Genomic DNA, 19,079 nt, shown 5'->3' on the forward strand with positions numbered 1-19,079 from the left:
GGGGCTCGCTCAGCGCGGGTCTCCGCGAGGGAGACGAAACGTCCACTCATCGCGTGATCGGCGCCGCTCGTCGCAGCATCCGCTCTCCGACGCGCATGCGGCACCACCGCTTTTCTAACGTGGGGGAACGCAACGTCGCGTATCCCGAGGAGACCCCCATGACTGTGACCGACCCGGACCTTCCAGCCGTCGCCCTCTCGGAGGAGCATCACGAGAAGGCGAACCGCTGGACCCTGCCGAAGATCCTCATCTGGTCGGCCATCGCCCTGCTGGGCGCCGTGGCCTGGACGATGCTCGCGATCGTCCGCGGTGAGACCGTCAACGCGATCTGGTTCGTGTTCGCGGCCGTCTGCACGTACCTGATCGGCTACCGCTTCTACTCGAAGGTGATCGAGAAGTACATCACCCGCCCCGACGACCGTCGCGCGACTCCGGCCGAGGTCAAGCAGGACGGCAAGGACTACGTCCCCACCGACCGCCGCGTGCTCTACGGCCACCACTTCGCCGCCATCGCCGGCGCCGGCCCGCTCGTCGGCCCGGTGCTCGCCGCGCAGATGGGCTACCTCCCCGGCACGATCTGGATCATCGTGGGCGTCGTGCTCGCCGGTGCGGTGCAGGACTACACCGTGCTCTTCTTCTCGATGCGCCGCGGCGGACGCACGATCGGTCAGATGGCCCGGCAGGAGCTCGGCAGGATCGGCGGCACCGCCGCGATCATCGCGTCCCTCCTGATCATGCTGATCATCGTCGCGATCCTCGCCCTCGTCGTCGTCAACGCCCTCGGCGAGAGCCCGTGGGGCGTCTTCTCGGTCGCGATGACCATCCCGATCGCGATCTTCATGGGCGTCTACCTGCGCTTCCTGCGTCCGGGCAAGGTCACCGAGGTCTCGCTCATCGGCTTCGTGCTGCTGATGGCCGCGATCATCGGCGGAGGTCAGGTCGCGGCGACCGACTGGGGTCAGGCGATCTTCACCCTCGACCGCACCACGATCGCGTGGGGCATCATCATCTACGGCTTCATCGCCGCGGTGCTCCCGGTCTGGCTGCTGCTCGCACCGCGGGACTACCTGTCGACCTTCATGAAGATCGGCGTGATCGTGATGCTCGCCGGTGCGATCATCCTGGTGCGTCCCGAGATCACCGTCCCCGCCGTCAGCATCTTCGGCGAGAACGGGATGGGTCCGGTGTTCGCGGGCCCGCTCTTCCCGTTCCTGTTCGTGACGATCGCCTGCGGAGCGCTGTCGGGCTTCCACGCCCTGATCGCCTCCGGCACCACTCCGAAGCTCATCGAGAAGGAGCGCCAGTCGCGCTTCATCGGCTACGGCGGCATGCTCATGGAGTCGTTCGTCGCGATCATGGCGCTGGTCGCCGCGATCTCGATCGACCAGGGCATCTACTTCGCCATGAACGCCCCGGCGGCGGCGACAGGAGGCACGGTCGAAGGTGCCGTCGCCTTCGTGAACTCGCTGGGGCTGACCGGCGTGAACCTCACGCCCGAGATGCTCACCGGAACAGCGGATGCTGTCGGCGAGGAGATCGTCTCCCGCACCGGCGGCGCACCGACTCTCGCGCTCGGACTTGCGACCATCATGCAGCAGGCCTTCGGCGGGCAGGCCCTCATGGCGTTCTGGTACCACTTCGCGATCATGTTCGAGGCGCTGTTCATCCTCACCGCGGTGGACGCCGGCACCCGTGTCGCGCGCTTCATGCTGCAGGACTCGATCGGCGCCTGGTTCCCGAAGTTCCGTGACGTGACGTGGCGTCCCGGTGTCTGGATCTGCACCGCGATCATGGTGGCAGGCTGGGGAGCGATCCTCATCCTCGGCGTCACCGACCCGCTCGGCGGCATCAACACCTTCTTCCCGCTGTTCGGCATCGCGAACCAGCTGCTCGCCGCGATCGCGCTCGCCGTGGTGCTGGCCATCGTGGCCAAGCGCGGCCCGTCGTACTTCACGTGGCTCTGGATCATCGGCCTCCCGCTCGCGTTCACCGCGGTCGTCACCATCACGGCGTCGCTGTACAAGATCCTCTCGCCGGTCCCCGCCATCGGCTACTGGGCGAACCACTTCAAGTACGTGGCCGCTCGTGACTCGGGCGACGACACCCTCGGCGCCCCGGAGGTGCTCGATGCCGTCATCCGGAACACGGCCGTCCAGGGCACGCTGTCGATCATCTTCGTCACCCTCGCGGTCATCGTCATGATCACCGCCGTGATCGCGACGATCACGGCGATCCGCAACGGCGGCGGTGAGAACACCGAGGACGAACCCGTGGCCTCGCGACGCTTCGCCCCGGCCGGCTTCCTGCCGAACGCCGCCGAGCGCGAGCTCGAGAAGCAGTGGGAGCCGATCCTCGCCGAGGACCGCAAGGCGTCGAGCCACTGATGAGCGAGACACAGGCGGATGCCGCGACCACCCACCCTCTGCGCACGCTCGCGCGTGCCGCAGGGCGGGTGGGCCGCGGCATCCGCTGGTACATGACGACGCTGATGGGCGACACGGCCTACGCGACGTATGTCGCGCACCACCGGCGGGAGCATCCCGGGGAGGAGCCGATGACCGAGCGGCAGTTCTGGCGGCAGAAGATGGATGACCAGGACCGCAATCCCGGCGCCCGCTGCTGCTGAGACAAGGGCTGCCGACCTCTTTATGCTGAACGCATGACTGACGTCGTTCTCGCTGCCGTGCTGGGCGTGATCGGCGGCGTGGTCCTGACCGTGCTGCTGCTGCTGGCACGTCGTCTCGCGCGCGGGGCGACGGATCTCGGCAGCGACGCGGAGCAGGGCGCCCTGCGCGCGCTGCATCACGCGAGTCTCGCAGCTCCGCACCTGCGCGCAGGGCTCGCGGCGCCGGAGGTCGTCAAGGCCGCCCGTCACCTGCGTGTGCTGCTCGGCAGCACGGCGGTCGCGATCGTCAGCGCCGAGGGCACCGTGTCGTTCGACGGCGCGTCCGACGGCCTCGAGTCCGCCGCTCTCCGCATCGCCACGCAGGTCACCGGGTCCCGCCGTCGGCAGGTGTTCCCCTCGCCGGATCGGGAGGACGACCTCGAGGCGGTCGGTGCGCCGATCCTCGTCGGTGGGCGGATCGTCGGCGTGGTCGTCGCGTTCGCCGCCCCGGTGCGCGCCGCTCTCGTGCGCGCCGCCGAGGAGGTCGCGGACTGGTGCGCCGCGCAGGTCGAGCTCGGCGACCTCGACGCCTCGCGCACTCAGCTCGCCGAGGCGGAGCTGCGCTCGCTCCGGGCGCAGATCTCGCCGCACTTCATCTACAACGCGCTCACCGCCATCGCCTCCTTCATCCTCACCGACCCGGCGCGGGCCCGCGAGCTCGTGCTCGAGTTCGCGGACTTCACCCGCTACTCGTTCCGCCGTCGCGGCGAGTTCACCACGCTCTCCGAAGAGCTCGGCAGCATCCACTCCTACCTCGAGCTCGAGCGGGCACGGTTCGGCGACCGGCTGCGCGTCACCCTGCGGATCGCGCCGGAGACACTCGCCACCGTCATCCCGTTCCTCTCGGTGCAGCCTCTGGTCGAGAACGCCGTGCGCCACGGGTTGGAACCCGGCGAGGGCGGCGGCGAGATCCGCATCAGCTCCCGCGACGACGGCACGCATACCGAGATCGCCGTCGAGGACGACGGGGTCGGGATGGATCCGGAGGCGCTGCGCACCACACTCACCGCCGGCGACGACGGTCTGCACGTGGGGCTCCGCAACGTCGACACGCGCCTCCGCCAGCTCTACGGCGCCGAAGGCGGACTGGTCGTCGAGACCAACACGGGCGCGGGTACCCTGGTGCGCATGCGGGTGCCGAAGTCGCAGCCGCTGCATGACCCGCTGCACGATCCGGAGAACGCATGATCGACGTCCTCGTCGCCGACGACGAGAAGCCGGCGCTGGACGAGCTCGTCCACCTGCTGCGTAGCGACGAGCGCATCGGCGAGATCCTCACCGCGACGAGCGGTGCGGATGCCCTGCGCCAGCTGTCGGCCCGCGCGGTGCAGATCGCCTTCCTCGACATCCACATGCCCGGGCTCACCGGCACCGAGCTCGCGCGTGCCCTGCTCGGCCTCGCCCATCCGCCGGCGGTGGTGTTCGTGACGGCAGACGACGCCCGTGCCGTCGAGGCTTTCGAGCTGCGCGCCGCCGACTACCTGCTGAAGCCCGTCAGAGCCCAGCGGCTGCGCAGCGCCGTCGATCGGGTCGTCGAACTCGGCGACGCGGCGAAGGCCAGCGACGACGAGATGCTCCCTGTCACGGTCGGGTCGGCCGTGCGCTTCGTGCGGCGGAACGACGTGCGCTGGGTGCAGGCGCAGGGCGACTACTCCCGGTTGCACACCGGTGACGGCGCGGGGCATCTGGTCCGCATCCCGATCTCAGAGCTCGAGACCCGATGGACGGATGCCGGATTCCTCCGCATCCACCGCTCTTCTCTGGTGCGCATCGCGGCCGTGACCGAGGCGCGCCTGTCCGGCGCCGACCCCTCGGTCTCGATCGGCGATCTGTCGCTTCCGGTCAGCAGGCGCATGGTTCCGGCGGTGCGCGAGGCCCTCCTGCGCGGCGAGAGCTCCGGATGAGCGGGGGCAGCGGACGGGAGACGCCCAAGCGCGTGCGGGTGACGGCCGACCTGCCCGCCCGGCGGCCGGCGACCTTCACCCGCGGCATCGCCCTGCCCGGCTCGCCGGTGGACGAGGCGGATGCCGTCTACGCACGCGCGCTCATGCGCAGCCAGCTTCGCCTGGCGCTCGGCACCGTCGCGGGCTTCGTGCTCGTGGTGGTCGCGCTGACGCTGACGATCGCCCTGATCCCCGAGATCGGCGAAGTGGTGATCTGGGGTGTGCCGCTGTCGTGGTTGCTGCAGGCGTATGCGTTCTACCCGGTCATCCTGGTGTTCGCCGTGCTCCATGTGCGCACCGCGGCCCGCAACGAACGGCGCTACCGGGCACTTCGGGAGCGCGAGTGAACGCCGTCATGGACCTCGTGGGCGTCGCCTTCGTCGTCGTCGCGACGCTGCTCATCGGCGTCTACGGGTTGCGCATCTCTCGCACGACCGGTGACTTCTTCGTCGCCTCCCGCACGGTGCGGCCGGTGTGGAACGCCTCCGCGATCAGCGGCGAGTACCTCTCGGCCGGGACGTTCCTCGGGCTGTCGGGCCTGGTGCTGCTCGACGGGGCCCGCGGCTTCTGGTTCCCGATCGGCTATGCGGCGGGCTATCTGCTGGTGTTGGCTTTCGTCGCCGCCCCGCTCCGTCGCAGCGGCGCGTACACGATCCCCGATTTCATGGAGGCGCGACTGGAGTCGACGGCCGCCCGCCGGGTCACCAGCGTCGCGGTGCTCGTGATCGGCTGGCTGTACATCGTGCCGCAGCTGCACGGAGCCGGCATCACCCTGCTCGTCGTCGCCGGTGTGCCCGCGTGGGTCGGCGCAGTGACGGTCGCGGTGCTGGTCGCTGCGGCCGTGGCGGCGGGCGGCATGCGTGCCATCACCTACGTGCAGGCGTTCCAGTACTGGCTCAAGCTCACCGCCCTCCTCGTACCGGTGGTGTGCATAGCCTTCGCGCTCGGCGGCGGCCCGCACGACTTCGACCCGGCGCTGGTCTTCCCGGCCGAGGCAGGGCCTTCGGGGTTCGACGCGTACGAGACGGCATCCCTGCTGCTGGCTCTGCTGCTGGGGACCATGGGACTCCCGCACGTGCTGGTGCGGTTCTACACGAGTCCGACCGGAGTGTCGGCGCGACGGACCACCGTGATCGTGATCGTCATGGTCAGCGCGTTCTACGCGGTGTCGAGCACGATGGGGCTGCTCGCGCGCATCGCGGCGCCCGATCTTGCGGTGCCGGGGATCGCCGACACGGTCGTGCTGCTGCTGCCGTCGCGGGTGTTCCCCGGAGTGTTCGGCGAGCTGCTGACCGCCTTGATCGTGGCCGGGGCGTTCGCCGCGTTCCTGGCGACCTCGGCCGGACTCGTGGTGTCGCTCGCCGGGGTGATCAGCCAGGACGTGTTCTCGGGATCGGTGCGCTCGTTCCGCCTGTCGGCCGTGCTCTGCGCGCTCGTGCCCCTCGCCGTCGCGCTGCTGACGGCTCCGGCAGGGCTCGGGTCGAGCGTCGGCGTCGTGTTCGTGGTGGCCGCGTCGACCCTGTCGCCGGTGGTGCTGATGGGGGTGTGGTGGCGCGGGCTCACCGCCCGCGGCGCCGTGGCGGGGATGCTGTCCGGCGGGCTCGCCGCAGGACTCGCGCTGCTCGTGCACGCCGTGATCGGCGGCATCGGGGTCGCGGCTCCGTATCTGGCGCAGCCGGCGGCCTGGACGATTCCGCTCGCCGCCGCGGTCACCATCGTGGTGTCGCTGCTCGATCCGCATGGCCCTTCGCCGCGCGCCGACCGCTTCCTCGCCCGGGTGCATACGCCGGAGCGCGGCTGACCCCCTCGTTTCGAATCGCGCAACTTGCGCGAAAAGGTCGTCCACATCGACCATTCGCGCGATTCGAAATCAGATCTTGCGGCCTCGGGGCATCAACCGCACATCGGGCAGGGGAGGGGCGGGGATGCGCACGGCGTGTCCCTCGACCTCGCCGAAGCGGGCGGATGCCGCGCCGGTCGAGGACTCCGCCTCCCACGCCTCGCGCGCCGCGACGATCTCGTCGTGCGTGCGCCCGGCGAAGTTCCACCACATCACGATGTCGTCCTCGAACGGCTCTCCGCCGAGCAGGAACAGCAGCGCGCCCTGAGCGGACGACACCTCGACCTCGTCGCGGGAGTCGCCGAGGTAGAGCAGCTCATTGCGCTCCATCGGATGCTCCGACACCACGGCATCGCCCTCGACGAGCATGACGGCGTGCTCCCAGTCGGCCCGCAGCGGCAGGCGCACTCGTGACCCGGGGGACAGCACGATCTCGGTTCCGGCGATCGGCGTGTGCACGGTGGCGGGAGACTGCACGCCGGCGAACTCGCCGAGGACGACCGTGGCCGTGGCATCCGATCCTTCCGCTGCGGCGATCGTCGCGCCGGGAAGGTCCGTGTGCCGCTCGAAGCCGGCCGCGCCGTGACGAGTTGACTCGGGCAGCACGACCCACAGCTGCAGCGCATCGAGAGGGATCGGTCCGTCGCCGATCGAATACTCCGAGTGCGAGATGCCGTTACCGGCGGTCATCAGGTTCAGCTGCCCGCGCCGCAGGTCGGCGTCGCTGCCGAGCGAGTCGCGGTGCCGGATCTCGCCGACGAGCGGCCAGGTCACGGTCTGCAGGCCGATGTGGGGATGCGGTTCGACGCGCATCTTCGTCTCGGCGGGGCCGAACCGATCGAGGAAGCACCAGGCGCCGATGGTCGGCAGGTTGCGGTGCGGAAGCGCCCGCAGCACGTTCATGCCGCGGACCCCGCCGAGCGGGACCTCGCGCGGTTCCAGAACGAGCTGGCGCTGCCCGATCATTCGCCCTGGGTCCCTGAGCCTGTCGAAGGGCCCGAGCCTTCCGCCTGGGTCGCTGAGCCCGTCGAAGCGCGCGGCCAGCGGATCTCCGCGCCGTCGATCTCGTGCGTCTCGAGGTACCTGGCGATGTAGGGGCAGAGCGGCACGATCGCCTCACCGGATGCCGCGGCATCCGTCAACGCCGCCGATGCGAGCTTTCCGGCCAGGCCCTGTCCCTGGAAGGCGTCGTCGATCTCGGTGTGGATGAACCGGATGGATCCGGGGCGGAGGTCGAAGGCGGCGAAGCCCGCGAGCACATCGTCCGCGCGGATCTCATAGCGCGATTCCTCGTCGTTGCGGGTCACGGTGATGCCGGTCATCGGGCCTCCTTCATGCGTCTGCATCCAACTTACGCCCGGATCTGTGGAGACGGGCGGCCGACGTCGGCGGGGATCGTTACGCTGGAAGGATGCCGCAGACTCCCCGTGACCCGTACCAAGGCTGGGTCCCTGAGCCTGTCGAAGGGTACGCAGACGAGCCATGGGACGACGGCGGCTGGGAGCCGAGCGCACCACCGGAGCCGATGGACTGGGAGCCGCAGGGTGCCGGTTTCGAACCGCCGCTCGACTGGGGCCAGGGGCCGACGACTCCGGTTTCGCCGCGAGCATCCGCTCCCTCCGCGTCGGCCGTCCGCAAGGCCACGCCGAGCCGCTACCCGACCGCCGCCGAGGCCCTTCACACGGTCTTCGGGTACGACGAGTTCCGCGGCGACCAGGCCGCGATCGTCGAGCAGGTGATCGGCGGCGGTGACGCCGTCGTACTGATGCCGACGGGCGCCGGCAAGAGCGTCACGTACCAGGTGCCGGCACTCGTGCGAGAGGGCACCGGGCTGGTGATCAGCCCACTGATCGCCCTCATGCACGATCAGGTCGATGCGCTGCGCGCCAACGGCGTCCGGGCCGCCTATCTGAACTCCACGCAGGCGATCGAGGAGCGCCGCGAGGTCGAGCGCTCCTACGTCGCCGGCGAGCTCGACCTCATCTACGTCGCGCCGGAGCGACTCTCGAACGCGCAGACCACGGCCCTCCTGCAGCGCGGCACGCTCAGCGTCATCGCGATCGACGAGGCGCACTGCGTGTCGCAGTGGGGCCACGACTTCCGCCCCGACTACCTGACGCTCGGCGATCTCGGCGAGCGATTCCCGGGTGTCCCCCGCATGGCGCTCACCGCCACGGCGACCGCGGCCACTCACAAGGAGATCACCGAGCGGTTGCAGCTGGCGAAGGCCGAGCACTTCGTCGCCAGCTTCGACCGCCCGAACATTCAGTACCGCATCGTGCCGAAGGTCGATCCGCGGAAACAGCTCGCCTCGTTCATCAAGTCCCTGGACCCTTCGACCGGCTCAGGGACCCCACCCGCCGGCATCGTCTATGCGCTGAGCCGCAAGTCGGTCGAGCAGACGGCCACCTACCTCGCGGCCCAGGGGTTCGACGCGCTGCCGTACCACGCGGGTCTTCCGGCCGAGGTGCGGGCCGCGAACCAGTCGCGCTTCCTCCGCGACGACGGTGTGGTCATGGTCGCGACGATCGCGTTCGGCATGGGCATCGACAAGCCCGACGTGCGCTTCGTCGCGCACATCGATCTGCCCAAGTCCGTCGAAGGGTACTACCAGGAGACGGGCCGCGCCGGCCGCGACGGCGAGCCCTCGGTCGCGTGGATGGCCTACGGCCTCGGCGATGTCGTGCAGCAGCGCCGCATGATCGACCAGAGCCCCGGTGACCGCACGTTCAAGATGCGGCTGGGGCAGCACCTCGACGCGATGCTCGCGCTCTGCGAGACGGTGGAGTGCCGCCGGCAGAATCTGCTCGGCTACTTCGGACAGCAGTCTCGGCCCTGCGGCAACTGCGACACCTGCCTCGACGACACCGAGACCTTCGACGGCCTCGTCCCCGCGCAGAAGCTGCTCTCGACGATCGTCCGGCTCAAGCGCGAGCGCAACCAGTCGTTCGGCGCGGGGCATCTCGTCGACATCCTGCGCGGTGCCTCGACCGAACGCATCCGGCAGCAGGGTCACGACAAGCTCACCACCTACGGCATCGGTGCCGATCTCTCCGATCAGGACTGGCGGAGCGTCGTGCGGCAGCTCCTGGCGCGCGGCATCCTCGTCGCCCAGGGCGACTACGGCACGCTCGCACCCGGCGAGCCGGCGGCCGCCGTGATGCGCGGCGAGACCGCCGTGCCGCTGCGGAAAGACACGATCGGCCGCCCGGCATCCTCGTCGCGCGCACGCAAGGCCAGCGCGGCGGATGCGCTGGATGCCGGGGACCGCGGGCTGTTCGAGGCGCTCCGCGCATGGCGCGCCGAGACTGCGCGCGAGCAGGGGGTTCCCGCGTACATCGTGTTCGGCGACGCGACGCTGCGCGCCCTCGCCGAGCACCGTCCGGCGTCGCTCGCCGACCTCGACGGCATCACTGGCATCGGTGCGAAGAAGCGTGAGGCATACGGCGAAGGCGTGCTCGCGGTCATCGCTACCGCCTGACCGGGGACTGCACCCGCTGACCTCCCGCGGAGGTGTCGCATTCTGCCGCTGGGCCGAGCGCCGGGCGGCACATAGTGCCACCTCCTGAACGCAGGGCGGGATGCCGGGAAGCGACTTCGTCCACATCCGGGGGAGGTGTCAAGTTTCGCCGCTAATCGGGCCTGGATGCGGCACATAGCGCCACCTCCTGCGGCGAGCGAGCCCCGCGAGGCACGCGCGTCAGCGAACGGGCAGCACGTCCTCCAGGTGCGCTCGCAGGTGCGCAGCGACGTCGACGGCCTCCCGGTCATACAGCCACTGGTACTGCAGGCCGTCCCACATCGCGATGAGCCAGAGCGCCTCGTGCGCGGGGTCGCGATGCGCAGGGAGGTCGCCGTCGACCTGAGCCAGCCGGAACAGCTCGGTGAAGTACGAGATCGCGCTCGAGAAGCGGTTCGTGAAGTAGTCGTGCGCCGGATGCGAGGCGGGAACGGCCTCGCAGGAGAGCACGGCGTACACCTCGACGAGTCCGGGTTCGCTCTGCGCGTTCACCCTGGCGCCGTCGGGAAGGCCACGCAGCAGATCCCCCGCACGATCCGAGCTGAGCACCTCGCCCCGCTCACGGATCGCGTTGTCGCGCTCCGAGAGCACGGCGCTCAGCAGCAGCTCCTTGGTCGGGTAGTGATGCAGCAGGGTCGACTTCGAGACACCCACGGCCTCGGCGATGTCGCGGAGACTGGTGTCGCCGTAGCCGTCGCGTGAGAAGAGGCGCATGGCGTCGGCGACGATCTGTGTCCGGCGTCGGCGTCCCACCGCGTATCCCGCTTCGGCGTCGAGCGGCTCTCCGCTGAGCACCTCGCCCCCGAAGGGGATCGGCAGGGGGCCGGAAGGCTCGGGTGCCGGCGCCTGCTCGTCGGGGTCGCGCCAGCTCGTGGGAAGCGCCCACTGCGCTTCGCGCTCCTCGAGCATCTCGACCACATCGACCTGATCGGGCAGGTACTGCGCGAGCAGCTGGAGCCCGTCCCAACCGGCGGTGTGGCGCGTGATCTCGCCGTCGACGTCGCGCTCGGAGGCGATCGCCCCGAGATGCTGCGCGTCTTGCAACACGTCGCGGCTGAGGCTGCGCAACCGGGCATAGCGCGCCTGCATCCGCTCGTGCGCCGGATGCCCCGCCGCCGACGCCTCTCCGGTGAGCGCGGCGAACAGCTCGAGGTACCCCGGGGTCCGGGCGTTGCGCTCCGCGAGACGGGCGAACATCAGCTCGCCGGGTTCGGATGCGGCGGCGATGTCACTGAACACGGCCTCGTTCTCGGCTTCGAACTCGCCGACGACCTCCGCGAGGAGTGCGTCCTTCGAGGGGAAATGACCGAGCAGCCCGGGATGACTGACGGATGCCGCCGTCGCGATGTCGCGCAGAGAAGTCGATCGGTAGCCGTTGGCGACGAACAGTTCGCGCGCCGCTGCGACGATCCGTCGGCGCGTGTCCGCGGCACGGGTGCGCCGCGAGCCCGGAGGCGTCATCGTCGTCATCGCATCCTCTTTCCTCGCTTCCATCCTCCCTCATTACCAATCGGTCTGCTTTCACTTACCAATCGGTCGAGATTCGTGTATCTTCATCCCAGAGCCGCCTCGCCCGATGACGTGCGGCGCATCGAAAGGACTGTCATGACAGAGCTGTCATCCGCCGCGAACGCGGCAGTCGTCGGTACCACCGGCATCAAGACACCGGGAACAACGCCGGCGAAGACCCCGCGCGGCTACACGCCCGGCCTCGCCGCCGTGAACTTCGGCGTCTACCTCGCCCTCCTCACCCCGGTCATGGTGTCCATGGCCTTCAAGATCCAGCGCATCGACCCGACCAACACCGAGGGAAGCCTCGGCCTCGTGATGGGCGTCGGCGCGATCTTCGCCCTCATCGCCAACCCGCTCGTCGGGCGCCTCTCCGACCGCACGACCTCGCGCTGGGGCATGCGCCGCCCCTGGATCCTCGGCGGCGCGATCGTCGGGCTCGGCGGCTTCGTCCTGATCGGCGTCGCGAACTCCGTCGTCATGGTGCTGCTCGCCTGGTGCCTCGTGCAGGCATCGATGAACGCGGTCCTCGCCGCCGCGAACGCCACTCTGCCCGACCAGGTCCCCGTCTCGAGCCGCGGCAAGGTGTCGGGCATCATCGGCATCACCACGCCGATCGGCATCCTCGCCGGAAGCTTCCTGGTGAACTTCCTCCCCGGCGACTTCGAGCGCTTCGTCGTCCCCGGCGTGATCGCGCTCGTCCTGGTGATCGTCTTCGTGCTGCTCCTCAAGGACCGCCGCCTCGCCGAGAAGCCGGCGGACAGGTTCACGGTCGGCACGTTCTTCGGCTCATTCGTCTTCAACCCCCGCAAGCACCCCGATTTCGGGTGGACCTGGCTCACCAAGTTCTTCGTCATGTTCGGCTACGCCGGCATCGCGACCTTCCTGCCGCTGTACCTCATCACCAAGTTCGGGCTCGACGAGCAGGGTGCCGTCGGCACGATCCTCGTCGCGAATCTCGCCTCGATGGCGGCGATGGCGATCTCCTCGCCGCTCGGCGGGTTCCTCTCCGACAAGATCGGCAAGCGTCGGCCGTTCGTCGCCGTCGCCGGCCTCATCATGGTGGTCGGCCTCGTCATCCTCGCGGTCGCGCCCGACATCACCACCGTCATCGTCGCCCAGGCGATCATCGGGCTCGGGGCAGGGTCGTTCCTCTCCGTCGACCTCGCTCTCGCCACCGAGGTGCTCCCCGACCCCGACGATGTCGCGAAAGACCTCGGCGTCCTCAACATCGCCAACGCCCTGCCGCAGTCCATCGCTCCGGCCATCGCCCCCGGCATCATCGCCCTGGGCGCGGCCACGCCGCTCGGCGGCTACACCACCTGGTACCTGTTCGGCGCGCTCGTCGCGTTCGCCGGTGCCGTTCTCGTCTACCGCATCAAGGGAGTCAAGTGACCATCTCCGACACCACCGGCGCTGGCACCACCGCCACGACCAACGCGCGTCCCTGGCTCGACGCCGACCTGCCGGTCGACGAGCGGGTGCAGCTCCTCCTCGACGAGATGACCGTCGAAGAGAAGGCTGGTCTCTTCTTCCACACGATGATCGCGATCGGTGATCTCGAGGAGCCGAACCCGGTGTTCGCGACACCCTCGGCCCGCGAGTTCCTCGAGGTCAGGCAGATGACGCACTTCAACCTGCTCGGCGCGGCGCCCACCGGTCGGGAGATCGCGGCCTGGCAGAACGCGCTGCAGCGGCTCGCGGCATCCACTCGGCTCGGTATCCCGGTGACGCTGTCGACCGACCCGCGGCACTCGTTCAGCGAGAACCCCGGCGCCTCGATCCTCGCGGGCCCGTTCTCGCAGTGGCCGGAGACCCTGGGGCTCGCGGCCATCCGCGACGAGGAGCTCGTCGAGCGTTTCGCCGACATCGCGCGGCAGGAGTACACCGCAGTCGGGCTGCGAGTCGCGCTGCATCCGCAGGTCGATCTCGCGACCGAGCCCCGCTGGGCGCGCCAGACGGCGACGTTCGGAGAGGATGCGGAGCTCTCCGGCAAGCTCGGCGCCGCCTACATCCGTGGATTCCAGGGTGCGGCCTTCGGTACGGGGTCCGTCTCGACCATGACCAAGCACTTCCCCGGCGGAGGGCCGCAGAAAGACGGTGAAGACCCGCACTTCCCGTACGGTCGCGAGCAGGTCTACCCCGGCGGTGAGTTCGAGCTGCACCTGAAGCCGTTCGAGGATGCGCTTGCGGCGGGCACGCGCCAGATGATGCCGTACTACGGAATGCCCGTCGGCACCGAGTACGAGGCGGTCGGCTTCGGCTTCAACAAGTCGGTCATCACCGGCCTGCTGCGCGAGCGCTACGGATTCGACGGTCTCGTCTGCACCGACTGGGGCCTCATCACCGACTCCGAGATCTTCGGCCAGCCGTTCCCGGCGCGCGCCTGGGGCGTGGAGGACCTGTCGCCGCTGGAGCGGATGAAGAAGGTGCTGGATGCCGGTGTCGATCAGTTCGGCGGCGAGGCGAATCCGGAGCTGCTGGTGGACCTCGTCGCCTCCGGTGAGATCTCCGAGGAGCGCATCGACGTGTCCGCACGACGGATCCTGCGCGAGAAGTTCGAGCTCGGTCTCTTCGAGAACCCCTTCGTCGATGAAGATGCCGCGGACGAGGTCGTCGGACGGGCCGAGTTCCGCGCCGCAGGCGAGGCCGCGCAGCGCGCGTCGATCACCGTGCTGACGAACGACGGCGCCCTGCCCTTCGCCCGGGGGCTCAAGCTCTACGTCGAGGGGATCGACGCCGAGGTCGCGGCATCCTACGGCGAAGTCGTCGCGACGCCGGGGGAGGCCGACCTCGCCGTCATCCGCCTGGAGGCCCCGTTCGAGGAGCGGGCGACGATGTTCGAGAACTTCTTCCACGCGGGATCGCTCGACTTCTCCGCCGATGTCGTGGCGCATGTGCGCGAGGTTGCAGCGGCCGTGCCGACCGTGGTCGATGTGCTCGCCGACCGTCCGCCGATCCTCACTCCGATCGCGGATGCCGTCGCCGCCGTCACGGTGAACTGGGGAGCATCGGGGGCGGCACTGCTCGACGTGCTCAGCGGAGCGGCTGCCGCGCTGGGCCGGCTCCCGTTCGACCTCCCGCGGTCGATGGCGGCGGTCGAGGCCTCGCGTCCTGACGTGCCGTTCGACACGGCCGACCCGCTGTTCCGCTTCGGGCACGGCCTCACGCTCTGATCCCCTCTCGCCGACTGGCTGTCGGCTCGCGACAAGCGGATGCCGGGGCGTCCCGGCATCCGCTTAGAGGAACACGACAGGGGAGTTCGCCCCCATTTGTCGCAGACCTACCATGGGGGCATCCCTACTTCTCCTTGGAGGACTGCCATGGTCGACGCTGCGACCCGCTCTTCGACGGCACCTGACGTGTCGATCGAGCCCCTCACCGCCCCGCACATCGATGTCGCCGCGGTCAACGACGCACTGATGGGCACCTGGGCCGACACCCGCCGCCAGGCGCGCGAGATGATCAAGGACTCCGCGTTCTGGCGCAAGGACGAGCTCGGCAAGGACGAGCACCGCGAGCGCGTGCTCAGCCAGCTGCACCTGCTGGTCGAGAACAAGGCCGTCCACCGCGCGTTCCCGAAGTCGCTGGGCGGCGAGGACGACAACGGCGCCAACATCGCCGGCTTCGAAGAGCTCGTGGTCGCCGACCCGAGCCTGCAGATCAAGTCGGGGGTGCAGTGGGGCCTGTTCGGCTCGGCGGTGCTGCAACTCGGCACCGAGGAGCACCACGAGAAGTGGCTGCCGGGCATCATGAACCTCGAGATCCCCGGCGCGTTCGCGATGACCGAGATCGGCCACGGCTCGGATGTCGCCGCTGTCGGCACCACCGCGACGTACGACCCGGCGACCGAGGAATTCGTCATCCACACGCCGTTCCGCGCGGCCACCAAGGAATACCTCGGCAACGCCGCCCTGCACGGCGTCGCGGCGACGGTGTTCGCCCAGCTCATCACGAACGGCGTCAACCACGGCGTGCACTGCTTCTACGTGCCGCTGCGCGGCGAGGACGGGAACGACCTCCCGGGCATCGGCCGCGAGGACGACGGACTCAAGGGCGGACTCAACGGCATCGACAACGGCCGCCTCTCGTTCGATCAGGTCCGCGTCCCGCGCACCAATCTGCTGAACCGCTACGGCGATGTCGCGGCGGACGGCACCTACTCGAGCGCGATCGACAGCCCCGGCCGCCGCTTCTTCACGATGCTCGGCACGCTCGTGCAGGGGCGCGTCTCGCTCGACGGTGCAGCCAGCTGGGCATCCGCCCTCGCCCTGAAGATCGCGATCACCTACGCCACCCAGCGTCGCCAGTTCGACGGCGCGGACGGGCAGGAAGTCATGCTCATGGACTACGGCAAGCACCAGCGCCGTCTGCTCCCGCGCCTGGCGACCACGTACGCGCAGATCTTCGCGCACGACGAGTTCCTGCAGAAGTTCGACGGCGTGTTCTCGGGGCGGATCGACACCCCGGCCGATCGGGAAGACCTCGAGACGCTCGCCGCAGCCCTCAAGCCGCTGTCGACCTGGCACGCGCTCGACACCCTGCAGGAGGCGCGCGAAGCCTGCGGCGGCGCGGGCTTCATGTTCGAGAACCGTCTCGTCGGACTCCGTGCCGACCTTGACATCTACGTCACCTTCGAGGGCGACAACAACGTGCTGCTCCAGCTGGTCGGCAAGCGTCTGCTCACCGACTACGCGAATCAGTTCAAGGGGAAGGATGCCGCGGCGCTCGCGAAGTTCGCCGTCGGCATGACCGCGGGCAAGGTCTTCCACGGCGCCGGCCTCCGCCAGCTCGGTCAGGCCGTATCCGACTTCGGTCAGGTCTCCCGCTCGGTCGAGCGGGGCCTTCGCGAAGAGCAGCAGCATGACCTGCTCGCCGGCCGCGTGCAGCAGATGGTGGCCGACATCACCGGACGGCTGCGTCCGGGGGCGAAGGACAAGGCGCTCGGCGCCCGGCTCTTCAACGAGAACCAGGCCGAGCTCATCGAGGCGGCCCGCGCCCACGGCGAGCTGCTGCAGTGGGAGGCGTTCACCGACGCCGTCCACGAGATCGAGGACGCCGATACGAAGAAGGTCCTCACCTGGCTGCGCGACCTCTTCGGCCTGCAGCTGATCGAGAAGCACCTCGCGTGGCACCTGATCAACGGTCGTCTGTCGACGCAGCGCGCCGCCGCCGTGTCGAGCTACATCGATCGCCTCTGCGCACGGCTCCGCCCCTACGCCCTCGACCTCGTCGATGCCTTCGGCTACGAGCCCGAGCACGTGCGCGCGCCCATCGCGAGCGGCATCGAGAAGCAGCGTCAGGACGAGGCCCGGGCGTACTACGCCGACCTCGAAGCGACGGGCACGGCCCCGGTCAAGGAGAAGAAGGTCAAGCGCGAGCAGCTCGGCGACCTGACCAAGCGATGATGTCGTGGCGCGGACTTATAGTTGCGTGAAGTATAAGTTCGCGCCACTCCAAGAGACCCGTACCGCAGATCAGCTCTTACACGCCGGGAAGGTAGCGAAGGCCGTTCCTTGCCGTTCGGCTCGACTTCGCTTCTATGGCAGGCGCGCAGAGGTGATCGCGTTGCGAAGTCGTCGTGGCCCTCGAGCGCGGCCAGTCTTAGTAAAATCGTGAGCGGATGAAACAGGAGTTTAATTAGAACAACTCGGTTAATATCACCGTATGATATAACCATGAGATCTGGAATAAACCAGGCGCTCCAAACCCTGTTGCGCGTCGTGCCGCCCGAGTTTCGTCCGGAGCCGGACGGCGACACGGTCCGCATCTCTCGCGGCTCGACCTACTGGGTGTTCCACCCGGTCTGGGCAGGGGAAGGGCTCCCCGCCGACGTACGTCGCGTCCGCAACATGATCACACATTCCTCCTTGCAGCCTCGCGGGATTCCAGTGATCACCGCTCGCCGGATGAGTCCGGGCGCTCGCGAGATTCTCAGCGAAGAACAACTCTCCTGGGCAGATGCGGGTGGCCGTGCTCAGATCGTCGTGCCAGAGGAGGTCTACATCACAAGGCTTGACCCTATACCCGTGGATGCCGGTCGTCGGTTCAAGTGGTCGGCCGCAGCGGACGCGGTTGCTGAAACCCTCCTGGCCTGGCAAGTACGCCAAGGACCGGATGCGCATGAACCGCTGGAACGGCCGGCCGAGATCGCCGAGACTGCGGGAGTCTCAATCCCTCACGCCGCACGTGTTCTTCGGCAGTTCGATGAGCAGAGCTATACCGCGAAGATCGGTGCGGAGCGCGGTAGCTCGGCGGGCCGCGCGCTACGCGATCCGGGGCGGATGCTGAGTGATTGGGCCGGCCACCACGCTGCCAGCTCCCTCACCGCAGCCGCAGAGTTCCACGTGCCGTGGCGAGAGCATCAACTCTCGATCTCGATGCTCGCGGAATCACTATCGAACTTGGACTGGGCCGTAACCGGTGTCGCCGCTGCTGACCGCATAGCTCCATACCTCACGAGCATCCCAACGGTTGATATTTACGTTTCGGCTGACGCGCTACAGGAGGCACTCCAGCTGCTGTCGAGCCAACGCGATGTGATGCAAGTGGATCAAGGAGGCCGAGTACGTGTTTTTGCCGAGAGCGAGTACGTCTTCCGGCTGGCCGACCATCAGGATGGCCTTCGGGTGGCCTCGCCGATCCGCGTCTACAGCGATCTATTGCGGCTCGGCGGACGCGCAGCGGAAGCAGCCGAGTATTTGAGGGAGGCGACCATTGGATTCTGATTCGAGAACACGGGAAGCACGGGCGCGCGCAGAGGAAGCTCTAGTGCGGTTCGGGCTGCTGGCTGGAGAGCACGCCAGAGATTTCGTTGTCATAGGTGGACTCAATCCCGACTACTTGGCCCCGGATGCGCCTGTGCCGCATCAAGGTACGACTGACATCGATCTTCTGTTCGCGCTCGGTTTCGACGAGCTCGCCTCCGCTCCAGACTTCGCCTGGATCGACGCTGCTTTGAGCGCCGGTGGGTTCGTTTCAGCCAACAAGTGGCGCTGGGATGCGGTGCTCAAAAACGCGAGGGTCCGCCTCGAGTTCCTGTGTGACGTACGGGATCACACCGCGGATACAGTGCCTCTGCCTGGCTCACAGTCTGCGGTGGCGAGCAAACTAGCAGGACCTGCTGCCGCGCTGCTCGACCCAATCGTTCGAGAGATTCCGGTCCCTGCTGCGGTCCGTGAGGACTTCACCGCCGCCCCCCAAAGGCTCGCTCTTCGGTTCGCAAACCTTGGCGGGTATCTCCTAGCGAAGGCGGCTGCTGCACGATCGCGCGTGCTGGCGAAGGACAAGTACGACCTCATGTTCGTCGTCCTTTTCAACGAGGGCGGCCCCGCCGCAGCCGCGCGCGCGGTTTCGAAACAACTTGAGACAGCCGTGGAAGCAGCCGATTCGGCCGACATTCGAGCCACCATGACGAGCTATCTCGATTCGAGCGGTTCCTGGGCACGAACGTTCGCTCAGACGATGATCGACACGGGGGATCCTTCGTCTGAAGAGCAGCTTCGCACCGATGCGTCCGTCGCTGCGGGTATCTTCCTCAAAGAGATCGTCTCTGAGTAGCGGACTCCGATCCGTCGTGCCGCTTGTTGCGGGCAGCTACCG

Annotated in this window: 15 protein-coding genes; 12 read left to right on the top strand and 3 right to left on the bottom strand. The window is 68.6% G+C overall.

Annotation, left to right across the window (positions count from 1 at the left end; all coding sequences use genetic code 11):
* Nucleotides 1-158 precede the first annotated feature (158 nt).
* Genes RS85_RS13820 through RS85_RS13845 form a run of 6 tightly spaced genes read left to right on the top strand, consistent with a single transcriptional unit; the run spans nt 159 to nt 6,409 of the window.
* The gene (locus RS85_RS13820) at nt 159-2,384 is read left to right on the top strand and encodes a carbon starvation CstA family protein (protein ID WP_046014044.1); all 2,226 of its coding nucleotides are present in this window, start codon (nt 159-161) and stop codon (nt 2,382-2,384) included.
* Nucleotides 2,384-2,626: a YbdD/YjiX family protein gene (locus RS85_RS19310; protein WP_082087634.1), complete on the top strand. Its 243-nt coding sequence runs from the start codon at nt 2,384-2,386 to the stop codon at nt 2,624-2,626. Before RS85_RS13820 ends, RS85_RS19310 begins: the two co-directional genes overlap by 1 nt.
* 33 nt (nt 2,627-2,659) lie before the next feature.
* On the top strand, nt 2,660-3,853 hold the full coding sequence (locus RS85_RS13830; protein WP_046014045.1) for a sensor histidine kinase: 1,194 nt from the start codon (nt 2,660-2,662) through the stop codon (nt 3,851-3,853).
* Entirely contained in the window at nt 3,850-4,569 is a 720-nt protein-coding gene (locus RS85_RS13835; protein ID WP_046014046.1) for a LytR/AlgR family response regulator transcription factor, read from the top strand. Before RS85_RS13830 ends, RS85_RS13835 begins: the two co-directional genes overlap by 4 nt.
* Nucleotides 4,566-4,955, top strand: a complete 390-nt coding sequence (locus RS85_RS13840) for a hypothetical protein (protein WP_046014047.1) — start codon at nt 4,566-4,568, stop codon at nt 4,953-4,955. The genes RS85_RS13835 and RS85_RS13840 overlap by 4 nt, the downstream gene beginning before the upstream one ends.
* Complete coding sequence (locus tag RS85_RS13845) at nt 4,952-6,409, top strand: sodium/solute symporter (RefSeq protein WP_046014048.1); 1,458 nt, start codon at nt 4,952-4,954, stop codon at nt 6,407-6,409. Before RS85_RS13840 ends, RS85_RS13845 begins: the two co-directional genes overlap by 4 nt.
* A gap of 69 nt (nt 6,410-6,478) precedes the next feature.
* Here RS85_RS13845 and RS85_RS13850 read toward each other — a convergent pair whose 3' ends face one another.
* Nucleotides 6,479-7,414 (bottom strand): pirin family protein, encoded by a 936-nt coding sequence (locus tag RS85_RS13850; protein ID WP_046014049.1) that lies wholly within the window; start codon nt 7,412-7,414, stop codon nt 6,479-6,481.
* Nucleotides 7,411-7,770 (bottom strand): GNAT family N-acetyltransferase, encoded by a 360-nt coding sequence (locus RS85_RS13855; RefSeq protein ID WP_046014050.1) that lies wholly within the window; start codon nt 7,768-7,770, stop codon nt 7,411-7,413. The genes RS85_RS13850 and RS85_RS13855 overlap by 4 nt, the downstream gene beginning before the upstream one ends.
* An 89-nt stretch (nt 7,771-7,859) precedes the next feature.
* On the opposite strand from RS85_RS13855, the gene recQ reads away from it, so the two are divergent.
* A complete protein-coding gene (recQ, locus tag RS85_RS13860; RefSeq protein WP_046014051.1) occupies nt 7,860-9,929 on the top strand; it encodes a DNA helicase RecQ in 2,070 nt (689 codons plus the stop codon).
* 219 nt (nt 9,930-10,148) lie between these two features.
* On the opposite strand, the gene RS85_RS13865 is transcribed toward recQ, so the two are convergent.
* Entirely contained in the window at nt 10,149-11,462 is a 1,314-nt protein-coding gene (locus RS85_RS13865) for a TetR/AcrR family transcriptional regulator (protein ID WP_235282444.1), read from the bottom strand.
* A gap of 111 nt (nt 11,463-11,573) precedes the next feature.
* On the opposite strand from RS85_RS13865, the gene RS85_RS13870 reads away from it, so the two are divergent.
* The 5 genes from RS85_RS13870 to RS85_RS13890 all read left to right on the top strand — a co-directional run bounded on the left by RS85_RS13870 (nt 11,574) and on the right by RS85_RS13890 (nt 19,037).
* Nucleotides 11,574-12,872, top strand: a complete 1,299-nt coding sequence (locus RS85_RS13870) for an MFS transporter (protein WP_046014052.1) — start codon at nt 11,574-11,576, stop codon at nt 12,870-12,872.
* On the top strand, nt 12,869-14,653 hold the full coding sequence (locus tag RS85_RS13875) for a glycoside hydrolase family 3 protein (RefSeq protein ID WP_046014053.1): 1,785 nt from the start codon (nt 12,869-12,871) through the stop codon (nt 14,651-14,653). Before RS85_RS13870 ends, RS85_RS13875 begins: the two co-directional genes overlap by 4 nt.
* Nucleotides 14,654-14,800: 147 nt before the next feature.
* Nucleotides 14,801-16,885: an acyl-CoA dehydrogenase family protein gene (locus tag RS85_RS13880; RefSeq protein ID WP_046014054.1), complete on the top strand. Its 2,085-nt coding sequence runs from the start codon at nt 14,801-14,803 to the stop codon at nt 16,883-16,885.
* Nucleotides 16,886-17,155: 270 nt separating this feature from the next.
* Complete coding sequence (locus RS85_RS13885; protein WP_046014055.1) at nt 17,156-18,205, top strand: type IV toxin-antitoxin system AbiEi family antitoxin; 1,050 nt, start codon at nt 17,156-17,158, stop codon at nt 18,203-18,205.
* A 43-nt stretch (nt 18,206-18,248) separates the two neighbouring features.
* Nucleotides 18,249-19,037 (top strand): hypothetical protein, encoded by a 789-nt coding sequence (locus tag RS85_RS13890; RefSeq protein ID WP_046014056.1) that lies wholly within the window; start codon nt 18,249-18,251, stop codon nt 19,035-19,037.
* Nucleotides 19,038-19,079 lie beyond the last annotated feature (42 nt).

The organism is Microbacterium sp. SA39 (assembly GCF_000967865.1).
Lineage (GTDB): Bacteria > Actinomycetota > Actinomycetes > Actinomycetales > Microbacteriaceae > Microbacterium.